We start from the raw sequence: 15,139 nt of genomic DNA on the forward strand, positions 1-15,139 counted from the left end.
GCACTAATCAGGCAACCAGTTACACGAAAAAGCACCGCAATAATTCTCTATCAGCGGATAAATCAGGATCTGCATCGTGGGGATAAACGCCTATGATGTTTTTTCCGATAGCGTCCCATGCTGTTGCTTTCCTCTGCCCGGAAAATACCGGATGAATGACTAATTCATCATTCTCGCACAAATCCAGACTACCGGGCATGGAGTACTCAAACTCTGCGTTTATATAGCCGATATCATTTCCTGAAGGTTTACTTATAACTCTTCCTATAATTCCGGTCTCTAATAAACATCTCTCAAATCTGTCAGGAGATACTTCGACTTCTCCTTTCATACCCTGCAGAACTGACTTGCCGGTGTTTAGAAACTCCCTGCTGTCATAAAATTTTCGTAAATCCTTATACGTAAAAAGCAGGGGAATATTAGGCAATACCTTTTTCCTTATAGAGGAGGCTTCAGGAAACATTTTACTGTAGGCGACAATAATTTCTTCGGCCATCAGAGCTTCTTTACGTCTTACCGCTCCGAGAACAATCTGTGCATCCAGGTTAGTAATAGATTTATTGTTTCTTATCGACATAGCTAGAATTTCGTTAAATACGTCGACAATTTGTCTTGGCAGAACTTGAAAGTGTCTTAAGAAATAAGCTTTAGTACTTTCTTCAAGACCCCTGCCGTTCTTTATTTTAGTAGGTAAAATTTTGTCGAAAAATTCCAAAGCCCCCTTCCGGGTGTAAATTGGAAACTGTATTAACTCGTCGTATGGACCACCCAGAATTGGCTTCTCGTCTTTCCAAACATGCAAGTGAAGTAAAAAGCGATGCGCAACTAAAGAAAGTAGTTCCCCTACAGTCCAATGTAGTAAATGTAAGCGACCGAAATCTTTGACGGGGTTCTTTGCCAACTCCTTAAACGCGAAGAACTGTTCAGCAGGAATGCAGTATCTAAGCTGCACATTTATCGCGCCTTCATTTATCCTTCCAGCTAAATTTAGAAGACCCTTAATCGCGATTGCCTTAGCAATCTGCAGGTTTGGAGCGTTCTCAATATTAATGTCATCTAAGACATCTTCTTCATTATCAAAGAGAATAATAGCTGTCAGATTATGCTCTCCCAGAGTATTCGAGAGCTTCATTTCTAAATCATCAATTGCCTGTGTTTTATCTTCCAGTAACCATGCTACAGACGACAATTCTGCGTGTTCCGCGCCCAAATTATTCGTTACAAGCTTCGAAAGCTTATTCTTTGCAAAAGAAGTAACAGCAGAAATACCAATGTCTTTAAATTCTTTAACTGGGAGTAGTTGGTAGAAGTCTTTAAGAGTTTTATCGGAAAATAGGGTTTCACCACACTTTAGAATGACGGCGGAGAGAAAGATCCATTGCCAGATATATGATGCTCTTTCAGCTCTTATATCAATGCCGTTATCCAACAGGTTTGATATAATTTGCTGGACTTCGCCAATAGCTTGCCACTGTCTGATAGGTAGAGCTGTCACACCACTTTTAAAAGATAAATTATTCAAATAAGTTGTTTTTCCGGCTCCTTTTCGCCCTACAATGATTGAAGGACGCTCTCCCTTCTGTTCGTAAATAAATCTCGAATGGCCATCAAATAAGTATTGATAAAGCTCTTTATCCTGATTCCCGTGTAGCTCGAGCACCGAACCGCCAATCGGCTTTTCTGACGTAAGAACTTCATCTCTGAGCCTTACTTTTATATTATTTTCAATAGAAGTTGTCGCATATCTGAATCGTTCTTTGTTCATATCAACGTCCTTGTCATAAACAACTGTCATCAAATCAAAATAGATTAAATTTTAGACTACATCCTGTTAATGAAATGATCAAATATCAGCTCTTTGTATATACGTGGAAGGCAATGAAACACAGCTAAAACTAAACTCACGCCGGCAAAGTTCACTAGTATTAGAGGACAGCTAGCTATTTCACTTTGTTTTTCCGTAAAAAAAGCAGGTCTTCAATTCAAGACCTGCTTCCGGATATAAAACTATTTTCTATATTTGTCTAAATTAGAGATTTTTGCATTTTCCTGATCCTCTACTCCACTGTCACCGACTTCGCCAGGTTACGGGGCTGGTCCACGTCGGTGCCTTTGATCAGTGCTACATAGTAAGAAAGCAGCTGCAAAGGCAGGGTGTAGACGATAGGTGCAATGGGGGCTTCGCAGTGCGGAACGTTGATTACCCGCATGGTTTCGTCGCTGGCAAAGTGTGCATCCTTATCAGCGAATACATACATGATGCCGCCGCGCGCACGTACTTCTTCCACGTTGGATTTCAGTTTTTCCAGCAGCTCATTGTTAGGCGCTACCACGATGACAGGCATTTCCTCGTCAATCAGTGCCAGCGGGCCGTGTTTCAGTTCACCTGAGGCGTAGGCTTCGGCGTGAATGTAGGAAATCTCTTTCAGCTTCAACGCGCCTTCCATTGCGATTGGATACTGGTCGCCACGTCCCAGGAATAATGAATGGTTCTTGTCGGCAAACTCTTCCGCTAAATCTTCAATACCTTTGGTGATCGCCAGGGTTTCTTCCAGCTTGGCTGGCAAACTGTGAAGGGCACTTACGATGCTGCCATGATCTTTGCCTGACATGCCGTTGTGCTTACCCAGTGCCAGTGTGAGCATGAGAAAAGCAGTAAGCTGAGTCGTGAAAGCCTTGGTCGAGGCGACGCCAATTTCTGCGCCTGCGCGGGTCATAAAGGCAAGATCGGATTCCCGTACCAGCGATGAGCCGGGTACGTTACAAATGGTCAGGCTGGCCATATAGCCGAGATCTTTAGCCAGACGCAGAGCAGCCAGCGTGTCTGCTGTTTCACCGGACTGGGAAATAGTCACCAGCAGGCTGTTTTCATGTACTACTGATTTGCGATAACGGAATTCAGAAGCGATTTCGATACCACAGGATACATTCGCGTACTGTTCCAGCCAGTAGCGGGCAGTCATACCGGCATGGTAACTGGTACCACAGGCGATGATCTGAACGTGTTTAACCTTTGAGAAAATCTCATCGGCACCGTTGCCGAAAATGTCCGGTAACAGTCCTTTTTCGTCCACCCGCTGTTGCAGCGTGTTACGCACAACCGTTGGCTGCTCATGGATCTCTTTGAGCATGTAATGACGGTAACCCGCTTTATCACCTGCATCGTGTTCGATGTTAGATTCAATGACTTCACGCTCAACCGGAATGCCGTTAACGTCAAAAATGCTAACTTCCCGACGGGTAATTTCAGCGACATCACCTTCCTCAAGGAAGATAAAGCGGCGAGTCACCGGCAGCAGCGCCATCTGGTCTGAGGCAATAAAGTTCTCGCCCAGGCCAAGACCAATCACCAGCGGGCTGCCGGAGCGTGCCACAACTACCCGTGACGGGTCTTCACTGTCCATAATTACCGTACCGTAAGCACCGTGGAACTGCTTCACACTGTTTTGTACTGCTTCAAGCAGGCTCACGCCTTTTTGCATTTCAGCATGTACCGTGTGTGCAATGGTTTCTGTGTCTGTGTCACTGGTGAAGGTATAACCTTGAGCTCTCAGTGATTCACGCAAGGCTTCGTAGTTTTCAATGATGCCGTTGTGTACAACGGAGATACGCTCACCGGAGCAATGGGGGTGCGCGTTACGTTCAGTTACGCCGCCATGGGTTGCCCAGCGGGTATGCGCGATACCGGTAGAACCCAACGCTTCACCGTTCGCCACAGCATCTGCCAGTTCCTGTACCTTACCGGTACGACGGATGCGGGTAAGTTCACCGCCTGATTGTAATAACGCCACACCGGCGGAATCATAACCACGGTACTCAAGGCGCTTTAAGCCTTCCAGTAAGATTTCGACTACATTACGCTCTGCTACAGCGCCGACTATTCCACACATGGTTATTCTCCGTTTGCCGGGGCAATCATTACGGTGACGCCCTGCTGTTCAATTTGTTGTTTAATTGGTTCGCTGATGTGTTCATCAGTTATGAGTACATCAATGTCTTCCCACGCCAGTTCAAGGTTAGGCATGCGGAAGGTAAATTTCTCTGACTCAGCCAGTACCACGACTTTTGCCGCAACACCGGCCATGGCTTTGGAAAGCCCGGTCAGTTCGTTAAACGTGGTACTGCCTCTTTCGACATCCAGCCCGGACGCACCGATGAAGGCCAAATCAAAGCTGTAGGCACTGATCATTTTCTCCGCCATGTTGCCCTGAAACGCCTGCGAGTGTGCATCCCACGTTCCGCCGGTCATGAGTACGGTGGGTTCGTTATCTGCGATCGTTAATGCGTTGGCAGCACGCAAAGAATTGGTCATGACAACCAGCTTTTTGTGGTTAAGAAAAGGCACGACAGAAGCGGTGGTGTTACCGCTGTCGAGGATCACTTTCGCGCCGTCTGTCACGAGCGACGCAGCTTTAAGACCAATGGCTGTTTTCGCTGAAGCCGGTGTGGCTGAGGTTTCGCTGTCAGATCCTTTATCCGCCCCGGAAGACGGAAAAGGCGCAGCACCGCCAAATTCACGCAGCACTCGCTTCCCGCCGGCAAGCACGGCAAGATCTTTACGGATAGTCACCTGTGAGGTATTGAATCTGGTGGCCATCTCATCCACATGGACATGGCCGGCCTGATTCACCCATTCAACGATTTCATCGCGTCGTTGGCGGGTATTTCGCTTTTGCATTTCGAAACTTATAAATTACGACTTGAAACTAATAAAGCAGTTAAGGTTTCGATTTGCAAGATATTTTAGTTATTTCCTTTCATATTTACGTATACAGGCATGACTTTGCCCGTTTCCGCACTTTCGATGGCCAGTTCGATAAGTTTGATCACCGGTATGACCGTCTCCCCGTCTGCGGGCAATGCGGCACCGTTACTGACAGCTTCACCCAGCTGGCGGTAGAAGGTGACATATTCACCGGCGAGTGTAGGAACAATATTCGCTCCCTGCGCCGTAGCCAGTTCACCGAAGGCCTCTTCCGGCTCACGGGCCCATTGCCCGTTATCGAAAGTGAGCCCTTGCTTTAACTGATCTTCCTGAGGATCCAGCCCGAATTTCCGGAAACTTCCTTCCGTACCCTGTAATTCAAAGCGCAAGGTACGGTTGGCCTGAAATGGCGAACTGCCCAGTTGTACTGTCAGATTGTTGTAAAACAGAGTGAGGTCGAAGCTGTCGTCACTTTGTCCACCTTCACGGGCAATCTGAACAACACCGTGGATCTGTTCCGGCACACCGAACAGTTGCAACGCCTGGTCGATAAGATGCGGACCTAAGTCCCAGAAGATGCCTGCACCCGGACCGGCGTTTTCCCGCCAGCGGTCCCGTGGTTGCGGGCGGAACCGGTCAAACCGGGAAACCAGGCGCTTAACGTCGCCCACACTGCCGTCGCTGATCAGTTTTTTCAGCGTAAGAAAGTCACCGTCAAAACGGCGGTTATGAAATACGCAGAGTTTTTTCTGTTTCTGCGCTGCCAGTGCAACCAGTGCTTCTGCCTCATCACCGGATAAGGTAAAGGGCTTTTCCACCAGCACATGGCAGTCGTTCATCAGCGCCTGCCGGCTTTGCACTTCGTGATAGGTATTCGGAGTAGTGATAACAGCCAGGTCAAAGCGCTGATCAGCGAACGCCTTTCCCATTGAGGCATACACCGGTACGCCCGGTAACACGGCAGTGACGTCGTCAGGTCGGGATGACACTACGCCGCTTACGGTAAATTCAGATAACTGATTTAAAAAAGGGAGATGAAATGTAGTGGCGGAAAAACCGAAGCCCACCAGAAGAGTGCGGATCATGAAAAGTCCTGTGAATCTGTCAGTGGAAGCACCTTACCTTAATCAGCCCGAAGCCACAAAGCACAATGCCCGCTGGCGGTAACAGTAAACAGCGTTTCATCGATAAACACCGTAGTTACGTAACAAAAAATGATGACAAGCGTTGAAAAACAAGGCAATAGTAAAAAGCTAATAAATAGAAAAGAACAGGCAGACGGATTGATACCGTCCTGAGGAGAAGTAGATGGCAAGCAGCAGAGAAGTAACCTTGCGTTTTCTGGCAGAACCGGGTGATCAGAATTTTGGCGGAAAAGTACACGGTGGCGCAGTTATGCGCTGGATTGACCTTGCGGCCTACGCCTGCGCGGCAGGCTGGAGTGGAAAATACTGTATTACTGCTTATGTCGGCGGGATCCGGTTTGTAAAACCTATCCTTGTAGGCAGCCTGGTAGAAGTGACAGCGAAGATTATCTATACCGGCACCACGTCAATGCACCTTTCCATTGATGTCAGTGCCAGAGATCCCAAAGAGCAGGATAACGCGAAGACGACACACTGTATTGTGATTATGGTGGCCGTCGATGAAAACGGAAAGCCGGCTCCCGTCCCGGAATGGAAACCGGAAACGGAACGGGATATTTATCTGCGGGATTACGCTATCCGTCTTGCCAAAATGCGTACTGACATTCACGAGGAAATGTCGAATACGTTGGCTACTTTGGAATAAGCTGAACCGCTTTACGGCTGACTGCCGGTGCATGATGCGCCGGCTATTGTTGCACAGACCGGCGGGCAGATTTCCCGGTGAACCGTCGTACGGCGTAAACTATACCGAAAGTTCCCACCACGGACGGTAATACCCAGAACACCACCTGCCATTGAGCCAGCACGTCCAGTAATGCCCGTCCACCAAAAGCCAGGAATGCAGTGTAAATACCGATACCTGAACCCAGCATGTGACTGATATGCTGTTTCATCCAGTCACGGCGCTCAGCCTGGTGGGAAAGGCAATAAAGTACGGTTCTGATCCCGCTGAACCCGCCGATGCAGGCAAAAATTTTAAACAGGATCATATCTGCAACCATACCACTGTAAAACAGCCAGAAACTGGCCAGTGTCAGTGTTACCGGCAGTATTACGTGCCCGTTGGTCAGTAACTTACGTGTCTCTTTACCTGCTTTCAGCACCATTACAGCGTGACGCACGTTAGTCAGTACCAGTAAGCACAAATAAATCAGAAACAACCAGAACCGTCTGACGGCCTCTGTCATCCCTGCTACATCGTCAGTACGGGCAAAGTGACCCGGTTTAAATAGTTGCGGATCAGTAATAACCATTAAGGATGAAATGAATCCTGTGGCGGTAAGAAAGTACAGGAACCATACATAGCCTTTTCCCGCCTGTATGTGCAGGCGGCTTCCTTTTTTACTGACTACAGGTACCCAGAACAATATTAGTGATACGGCACCGGCCGCAATATGGCAAATAATGATTGTCCGGTAGAGTGTTAGCATCAGCTCAGTCATGGTGTTCTCCTTCCCTTTAATGAAGACACAACCATTGTTCCTTCTCTCTGGTTTTGCCGGTAGTGCCGGAAGTCACGTTGTCAAAAGTGACTTCCGGCCTATTGAGCCGGAAGTGGAAAAAGGGAATAGTAATGTAATGAACCGCATATTTTCTTTTTCCACTTTACAGGCTTTCGCACTGGCAACCTGGGCACTGGTAACCTTGCTCAGCCATGTTCATGTGTTCACCGGCGATGCTGCCATTCAGTGGCCGTTGCTCACGCTGCAACTGCTTTTCGGTGCAATCCTTTTCATGGCAACCGTTCCGGATGCAGCTGACGGCCGTCGTTTCGGTTTACTGCTCACTTGCCTGTACCTGCTTTATGTATGTATTTGTCTCGTTTCGCCGTTTGGTTTTTCAGGGATTTATCTGGTGCTGCTGTCTTCCCTGCTGGTATTGATACTCCCGATCAGAACGGCACTGTATCTGTCCCCTTTCATGGCGGTACCGCAGGCACTGAGTCTGACCATCGTGTGGGAACAATCTCAGGGCTGGCTGACCGCTATTCTGTTCTGGTCATTTAATCTGTTTGCCATGCTGATGACGGATTCGAGAAAGCAGGCACTGCGTGCAAAAGAAGAGGCTGAATCACTGAACCGCGAGCTGCAGGCAACTCAATCATTACTGGCCTTGTCGGTGAAGGAAGCAGAGCGTACCCGCATTGCCCGCGACTTACACGATGTGGCCGGGCATCACCTGACGGCACTGGCAATTCATTTACAGGTTGCAGAGCATAAATCTTGCCCTGAACTCAAACCGGTGATTGGTCAGTGCAGAACCATCGCCGCGGAATTATTGAGTGATGTACGCCAGGCGGTTTCAGATATCCGCACAGACACCTTTCTGTCCCTCCATGCAGCTTTATCACTGCTGGCAACCTCTACAGAACGCTACACGGTAACAGTAAACACAGGCCATGCACCGGCGTTACCTGCACCTCTGATTGAACCGGTTTTCAGAATTGCGCAGGAGGCCGTTACCAACAGCCTCAGGCATGGCAGAGCCTCACATATCACGGTGACAGCTGACACCGGAAAACAGGCAGGGCTGGAGCTGACCATATGTGACAATGGTACCGGCAGCAGCGCACCGGTTGCCGGAAACGGGATGAAAGGAATGAAAGAACGGGCAGTCTCTGTCGGCGGAAACATCGCATTTAACAGTTCTGAACACGGCTTCGAGGTAAAACTGTCATTGCCGGGAGATGCAAAATGATTCGTGTCATGCTGGCAGATGATCAGATCCTGGTTCGTCAGGGAATAAACAGTCTTCTTAGCCTTACCGACCACATTAAGGTAATTGCAAACGCCGCCAACGGCGAAGAAGTACTTGAGCTCCTCAACCGGGGGGAAAAGCCGGATGTTATTTTAATGGACATCAGAATGCCAAAAATGGACGGCGTGAGTACCCTGGAAGCAATGGCCGGATTGCCGGACATGCCACCGGTTCTGATGCTGACCACATTCGATGACCATCAAACCGTGATCCGGGCACTGAAAAATGGTGCTAAAGGCTATTTACTGAAAGATGTGTCACTGGATGTACTGGTAGACGCCATTGAACGGCTGGCTGCAGGCGGCAACCTCTTTCAGCCCTCGTTATCTCACACATTACTTACTCAGTTGCAGGCTGGCAAACAGAATTCAGAGCTTTCACAGGATGCCGAACCGTTATCAGACAAAGAAACAGAGGTACTGAGGCTGGTTGCTGCGGGATTGTCTAATCAGGAAATTGCTGAGGTGACATTTAAATCATTGGGCACGGTAAAGAATCAGATGTCGTCCATTTTGTCCAAGCTCAACGTGCCAGACCGTACCCGCGCTGTCCTGAAAGCCCTTGAGCAGGGCTGGATTTAGCCTGCCACAGAATAGGACAGGCTAAAAAGTAAGCACTTACTTTTTGACCGGTCTGGGCCAGTTGGCAATCACACGTTGCTTGCTGCGTGCAATTGCCAGCGCTTTGTCTTCTACGTTTGACGTGATGGTTGAACCGGCACCTACCGTTGCTCCCTCGCCAATCGTAACCGGCGCCACCAGCGCTGAATTAGACCCGATAAAAGCATTTTCACCGATGATCGTTTTAGATTTATTTACCCCGTCGTAGTTACAGGTAATCGTACCTGCACCGATATTCGCACCGGCCCCCACTTCAGCATCGCCAAGGTAAGTCAGGTGATTAGCTTTCGCACCTTCTCCTAACACGGCTTTCTTCATTTCCACAAAGTTACCTACTTTGGCGTTAGCTTTCATCACTGCGCCCGGGCGTAAACGGCCGAAAGGCCCTACAGTACAATGCTCGCCTACTTCCGCTTCTTCAATGATTGAATTGGCTTCAATTACCGCACCGTCAGCTACCGAACAATTCCGTAAAATACAATTCGCACCGATTTTTACGTTGCTGCCAAGCGTTACCTTGCCTTCGAAAATTACGTTAACGTCTACCGCCACATCATTGCCGGTAATCACTTCGCCGCGAATATCGACACGGGCAGGATCCGCCAGCGTCACACCATCCATCATCAGCGCATGTGCCTGACGGGCCTGTAAGGCTCTTTCCAGAGCTGCCAGCTGTACACGGTTATTTACGCCTTCCACTTCTTCAACAGCATCCGGTTGGGCTGACTGAATTAGTTTGCCTTCCGCTGCCGCCATGGCAATAACGTCTGTAAGATAATATTCGCCCTGAGCATTGTTGTTGCTCAGATTACCCAGCCAGCGTTTTAAATCACTGCCAGCCATCATCATCATGCCGGTATTGATTTCTTTAATTTCACGCTGGGCATCAGTGGCATCTTTGTGCTCAACTATCGCAGTGATGTTGTTGTTCTCGCGAACAATACGCCCCATACCAGTAGGATCGTCGAGTTCAACGGTCAGCAAAGCAAGATCGCATTCTGCTTTCACCGCAGCCAGCCGCTCCAGCGTCGCTTTCTGAATTAATGGCGCATCACCTACCAGCACCAGCACATCTTCGTCGTCTTTGATATAAGGCACAGCCTGCTGAACCGCATGTCCTGTGCCCAGTTGTTCTGCCTGCAGGCACCAGTTCAGATTGTTTCCCGTTACCGCTGCCTGAAGCTGATCGCCGCCATGTCCGTAAACCAGATGCACAGCACTGGCATTAAGCGCCTCGACGGTATTGATTATACGCTGAACCATCGGGATCCCACCGACAGGATGGAGGACTTTAGGTAATGAGGACTTCATACGGGTGCCTTTACCGGCGGCGAGGACGACTACAGAAAAAGCCATGGATTATCCTTAAAACAATGCTGCACATAAAAATTGACGCTCTAGTGTAACCACATGCTGGTGACAAGTCAGCGACATCGTCAGTTATTTTCGCAGGGGAAGCGTTATTCTTTAGTATCGGGCAGCTCGGAATCGACGAATCCGGGTAGTAGTTTCATTGGTGAAAAGGTATACTGCGCGCTCATATCTTAGTCATCTATCTATACAGAAACAGGCCAGGGAGAGCAGGTAGTCTGTGAAAACGTTCAGGACACTTCACCGCAGTATTTTACTGTTATTTGCAGTGGTGGTGATAGCCATCGTGACGCTCGTTCACTTCAGTGTAAATAAAATTGTGGCGGAACAAAGCCGTGCGCAACAGCAATCGTTGTCGCCCGCAATTTCTCTTATCGTTAATCAGTTACTTAAACCCCTTCATGTGTCTGAGGCTCTGGGCCATTCACGTGAACTGGTAGAACTGATGGATAAAGATCAGGTGAACGAAGAAGACATTTTCACAGCGCTCTCCCGCCTTGAGGAAGAGTTCGGCCTGTACTTCTTTATCGCCAGCGAAAAAGCCCGCATGCAGTACAACTCAGACGGCTCCACCATTCCTCTGGTGAAAGGTGAAGTAAGCTGGTATTTCAAATACAAAGAACGTCCGGAAGACCGTGTGGCGGATATCGGTAAGTGGGAAGACACCCATTTTTATATCGATATTAAAATTTATAACGAGAAGAAAGAATTTCTCGGCTTCTTCGGTGTAGGGAAAAGCCTGAAGAGCTTCGTCAGCATCTTCGATTCCTACAAACAGCAGTATGGCTACGACTTTCTGTTTGTGGATGAAAAAGGCGATATCATGTTGTCGTCAGATGCCAACCTGATGGCTGAATATTCCGATTTTACCAACCTGAATGAACTGACCTGGTACGCCAGTCTGCCTGTTGATGTAAAAGATCAGCGTGCATTGAATAACCGGCTGGTGACAATCAATCAGCAAGAGTATCTGATTGCAGAGGTAAAACTCAACCAGTTCAACTGGACCGTGTTCCTGCTGAGCCCGCTGAATAAACGCCAGGCGGATATTTCACAAGCGTTTGTCATCAGCGTAGTGACTCTGCTGGTTGTGGTGTTCTCACTGTTTTTGATGATTTATCACCTGCTGTATTATTTCCGCAAAGACATGCAGCCGGATATGGTCATTCGTAACACCCAGCGCCTGCCGGATCGCCAGAAAATGGAGGCGGAGTACCGTACCCTCCTCGACAATCACTCGTCTGTCAGCGTCATTATAGTGGGCGTGGATAACTTCCCGACAATCAACGATACCTACGGCCGTAATACCGGTGATGAGGTGCTGGACAAAGTGTCAGGCCATCTGCTGACCAGTATCCGCACAAAAGATATTCTGGGCCGCTGGAGCAGCGAAGAGTTTATAATACTGCTACCGGAAACCGGTCCCCACGAAGCCATGGATATTGCTGAATCCTTACGTTCGGGCATTGCCAGTATGGACACCAGCGACATGCAACCGCAAATTCAGCTGACCGGTTCATTTGGCGTGTCCTTCTCGGCATCCAGTAAGCCGCTGAACGAATTAACAGCCAACGCAGAAGATGCCTTGTATCAGGCCCGGCGCGACGGCAGTAACCGTGTGTGTAAGCAGTTAATCAGTTAAATAAGAAACGCCCCGTTCAGGGGCGTTCTGCCGCAGTCTGCTTTTTCCCGTTCCGGACCAGCCGTCCTGCCACACCGGTAGTCAACGCAACCCCGAATAGTATAAGCACACCACCTGTCATCGTTTGTAGGGAAAGGGTTTCGTTGAGGAATAATATTCCCCAGATGATGCCGAATAAAGGGACCAGATAGCCGACAGATATGGCTTTGGCCGGACCGGCACTGGCGATGAGATGGAAATACAGCAGGTAAGCGATGCCGGTACCGCCTGCTGCCAGCGCCAGCGCATTCACCCAGGCAATGGCAGATGGCATGGCTTCGGGCAGAGTTGCCAGGGAAAACGGAAGCAGGAAGAGGGATGCCCATATCTGACTGCCGGTGGCAACGACCAGGGGACGCACACCGCTTAACCATTTTTTCATGGCGCAGGCTGCCACACCGTAGCAGGCAGTAGCGGAACAGGCGGCCAGAATTGGCACAATACTTACGTCACCGCTACCGGTTTTATGTGCGCTCAATACCACCACGCCGATAAATCCGGTGAGCAGTCCGGCCAGAGAAGACAGGCGCAATTTATCTCCCAGCCACAGCAGTGCCACCAGAGCACCGAACATAGGCGCAGTGGCATTCAAAATGGCATTGATTCCGGCTTCCAGATACAGGCTGCTATAGTTGAACAGCACGAAGGGTATTGCCGTATTGGTTAAGCCGATAAAAGCAATTTTCCAGCCGTGAGCCCGGATATCCCGCCATCCTCCTGCGGCCAGCAAAAACGGTAACATGATCAGCGTTGCCATTACGGTTCTGACTTCCACCAGCGCAAATACACCGAACTCAGGTGCAGCCACCCGCATAAAGATAAATGAACCACCCCAAATCGCCCCCAGTATTACCAGGGCGAACGTATCTCTGGCTGACATGCGTTACAGCGCTCCTTCTAAAGCTAATAGTTGTTGTTTTCTGTTCAGTCCGCCGGCATAGCCGGTAAGTTTACCGTTAGCACCTATCACACGATGGCAGGGCACAACGATGGCCAGCGGGTTTTTGCCATTGGCCAGTCCCACAGCTCTCACACCTTTGGGATTTCCGATTGCTCTGGCAATATCACCGTAGCTGCAGGTTTTGCCATAGGGAATGTTGAGTAATGCCTGCCAGACTTGTTGCTGAAAAGTGGTACCGGCTGCGGCAAGGGGTAAATCAAAGGTTGTCCGTTTACCGGCAAAGTATTCCTGTAACTGGGCACAAGCCTGCGATGTCAGTGCAGAGGGTGTTTCTGCGATGTCGTCAGACTCTGTGAAGCGGATAGCGGTTATCCCCTTTTCGCAGGCTGTAACCTCTACCACTCCGCAAGGGCTGTTTGTTGTTTCGTTATACATGCGGGTTTCATTATACATCCGGTTTTTCCTGTTTTAGCTGATCGGCCATGTGCCAAAGTTGTAACGTCAGGTAGCTGCACCAGGGCGCTGCTTTTTGCGGTTCGGGATTGAGCTTGTCTGCCACCTTACGGACAATCAGATCACCGCTCAGGTACCGGTCGGGATCACTTACGCCCCGCATCATCAAATAGTCAATGGTCCAGGGACCAATCCCTTTCAATGCCAGTAAAGTACTTTCCTTGTCACCCTGAGCGCCGGTTAAGCGGTCCTCCTGAGCATAAAAGCCGGCCAGGTTTCGCAGCGCCTGCTTTCGGGCACCGGGCATCCGCAAAAAAGCAAGCTCGCTACTGGCTACCGCTTGCGGTAAAGGAAATGCTATGCCTTCTCCGGCAGTCTCTCCAAGCTCGTTCACCAGTAGCGCCACGTTGTTGACTGCCGCTTTAACCGATACCTGCTGCCCTAAAACCGCACGGCAACCTGCTTCGAACTCACTCCACACGCCGGGCAGCCGTAACCCCTGAACAATGTCGCAGGAAGGGATCCCTGCCGCAATCAGTGCCTGATTGATTAAATGCGGGTCGGCATGTAAATCCAGCACCCGGCTGAGGTTATCCAGAACGGCTCTGGCTCCCTGCAGAAAATCAGTGACCAGCGTAACTGCAAAGGCAGAGCGTTGCGGCTGATGCTCTGCCACCACGGTTCCTTTGCCATCAGGGCCGCTGAATACCCGCCGGTAAGTATTATCAGTCACCGATTCTGTACCGCCTATAGCACGGCCGGAAAGAAAATGCTGAACATGCTCCCAGTTGTAAGGCGGACGATAATACAACATAACCTTGATTACCGGCGTGACATCCCGGCCTGACGCTTTGCTTCCCCGTATCTGGCCGGGTGACATAGACCAGGTTTGCTTCATAGCAGCCTGCAAGCGTCTGGCAGAACCAAAACCGGCGGCAGCGGCAACAGACTCCACAGACATATCAGACTGCTGTAACAGCCGTTTAGCGAACAGTAGTTGCTGATATTTCTGCCACTGTGCCGGTGGCATGCCAAGCCGTGAACTGATGAGTTTGCGCAGGTAACGCTCTGAAATACCCAGCCGTTCAGCAATTGTCGTAACCGGTTGCGGGGGAATGGCACTCAACAGGGTTTCTGCACGTTTTACGGTCGTATTCACACCATTCCATGCACCCGATAAAGGCGCACTGTCGGGGCGGCAGCGTAAACAGGGGCGGAATCCGGCGTGCATTGCCTGTGCGGCGTGGTAATAGTAATCCACATTTTCTTCTTTAGGCAGCCGCGCGGGACATACCGGACGGCAGAAAATACCGGTGGATTTCACCGCAACGAAAAACTGGCCGTCAAAGCGGCTGTCCCGTGACAGGCGGGCCTGACGGAAACGTTCAGTATCTTCGGGTTGTATCGGTGTGGCGGTCAAAGCCGGTGCTCCTGCCATTATCTTCAATAGCAGGCAGTGTATAGTATTTTCATCATCCGGGTGCGACGAAACCGGCACTCACT

General features: G+C 49.7%; 13 protein-coding genes. 4 read left to right on the forward strand and 9 right to left on the reverse strand.

The genetic code is table 11. The annotated features are described in order from the left end of the window. Positions 1 to 19: 19 nt before the first annotated feature. The 4 genes from ACXAGR_RS05065 to ACXAGR_RS05080 form a co-directional block, all read right to left on the reverse strand. The gene (locus tag ACXAGR_RS05065; RefSeq protein ID WP_349590424.1) at positions 20 to 1,765 is read right to left on the reverse strand and encodes a P-loop ATPase, Sll1717 family; all 1,746 of its coding nucleotides are present in this window, start codon (positions 1,763 to 1,765) and stop codon (positions 20 to 22) included. Positions 1,766 to 2,057: 292 nt separating this feature from the next. Further along, a complete protein-coding gene (gene glmS, locus ACXAGR_RS05070) occupies positions 2,058 to 3,890 on the reverse strand; it encodes a glutamine--fructose-6-phosphate transaminase (isomerizing) (RefSeq protein ID WP_474848502.1) in 1,833 nt (610 codons plus the stop codon). Positions 3,891 to 3,892: 2 nt separating this feature from the next. After that, positions 3,893 to 4,678, reverse strand: a complete 786-nt coding sequence (locus ACXAGR_RS05075) for a DeoR/GlpR family DNA-binding transcription regulator (RefSeq protein ID WP_474848504.1) — start codon at positions 4,676 to 4,678, stop codon at positions 3,893 to 3,895. 65 nt (positions 4,679 to 4,743) lie between these two features. After that, on the reverse strand, positions 4,744 to 5,790 hold the full coding sequence (locus ACXAGR_RS05080; protein ID WP_474848506.1) for a Gfo/Idh/MocA family oxidoreductase: 1,047 nt from the start codon (positions 5,788 to 5,790) through the stop codon (positions 4,744 to 4,746). A gap of 223 nt (positions 5,791 to 6,013) precedes the next feature. Between ACXAGR_RS05080 and ACXAGR_RS05085 the strand changes: the two genes are divergently transcribed. Beyond that, complete coding sequence (locus tag ACXAGR_RS05085; protein ID WP_119503009.1) at positions 6,014 to 6,496, forward strand: acyl-CoA thioesterase; 483 nt, start codon at positions 6,014 to 6,016, stop codon at positions 6,494 to 6,496. A gap of 43 nt (positions 6,497 to 6,539) precedes the next feature. Here ACXAGR_RS05085 and ACXAGR_RS05090 read toward each other — a convergent pair whose 3' ends face one another. Further along, positions 6,540 to 7,295 carry a hypothetical protein gene (locus ACXAGR_RS05090; RefSeq protein ID WP_474848507.1) on the reverse strand — a complete coding sequence of 252 codons (756 nt, stop codon included), beginning with the start codon at positions 7,293 to 7,295 and terminating at the stop codon, positions 6,540 to 6,542. 136 nt (positions 7,296 to 7,431) lie between these two features. Here ACXAGR_RS05090 and ACXAGR_RS05095 point away from each other — a divergent pair, with 136 nt between their 5' ends. Continuing rightward, complete coding sequence (locus ACXAGR_RS05095; protein WP_474848509.1) at positions 7,432 to 8,550, forward strand: sensor histidine kinase; 1,119 nt, start codon at positions 7,432 to 7,434, stop codon at positions 8,548 to 8,550. Then, on the forward strand, positions 8,547 to 9,191 hold the full coding sequence (locus tag ACXAGR_RS05100) for a response regulator transcription factor (RefSeq protein WP_474848511.1): 645 nt from the start codon (positions 8,547 to 8,549) through the stop codon (positions 9,189 to 9,191). Before ACXAGR_RS05095 ends, ACXAGR_RS05100 begins: the two co-directional genes overlap by 4 nt. 36 nt (positions 9,192 to 9,227) lie before the next feature. On the opposite strand, the gene glmU is transcribed toward ACXAGR_RS05100, so the two are convergent. Next, positions 9,228 to 10,586 (reverse strand): bifunctional UDP-N-acetylglucosamine diphosphorylase/glucosamine-1-phosphate N-acetyltransferase GlmU, encoded by a 1,359-nt coding sequence (gene glmU, locus ACXAGR_RS05105; RefSeq protein WP_474848513.1) that lies wholly within the window; start codon positions 10,584 to 10,586, stop codon positions 9,228 to 9,230. Positions 10,587 to 10,821: 235 nt separating this feature from the next. Between glmU and ACXAGR_RS05110 the strand changes: the two genes are divergently transcribed. Continuing rightward, complete coding sequence (locus tag ACXAGR_RS05110) at positions 10,822 to 12,243, forward strand: sensor domain-containing diguanylate cyclase (RefSeq protein ID WP_474848515.1); 1,422 nt, start codon at positions 10,822 to 10,824, stop codon at positions 12,241 to 12,243. Positions 12,244 to 12,259: 16 nt separating this feature from the next. On the opposite strand, the gene ACXAGR_RS05115 is transcribed toward ACXAGR_RS05110, so the two are convergent. The 3 genes from ACXAGR_RS05115 to ACXAGR_RS05125 are packed head-to-tail and all read right to left on the reverse strand — an operon-like array spanning position 12,260 to position 15,056. Continuing rightward, the gene (locus ACXAGR_RS05115) at positions 12,260 to 13,162 is read right to left on the reverse strand and encodes a DMT family transporter (protein WP_474848517.1); all 903 of its coding nucleotides are present in this window, start codon (positions 13,160 to 13,162) and stop codon (positions 12,260 to 12,262) included. Positions 13,163 to 13,165: 3 nt separating this feature from the next. Further along, positions 13,166 to 13,636: a methylated-DNA--[protein]-cysteine S-methyltransferase gene (locus tag ACXAGR_RS05120; RefSeq protein ID WP_474848519.1), complete on the reverse strand. Its 471-nt coding sequence runs from the start codon at positions 13,634 to 13,636 to the stop codon at positions 13,166 to 13,168. Further along, positions 13,629 to 15,056 (reverse strand): Ada metal-binding domain-containing protein, encoded by a 1,428-nt coding sequence (locus tag ACXAGR_RS05125; RefSeq protein WP_474848521.1) that lies wholly within the window; start codon positions 15,054 to 15,056, stop codon positions 13,629 to 13,631. The genes ACXAGR_RS05120 and ACXAGR_RS05125 overlap by 8 nt, the downstream gene beginning before the upstream one ends. Positions 15,057 to 15,139 lie beyond the last annotated feature (83 nt).

The organism is Alteromonas sp. ABH4_457, assembly GCF_056160625.1.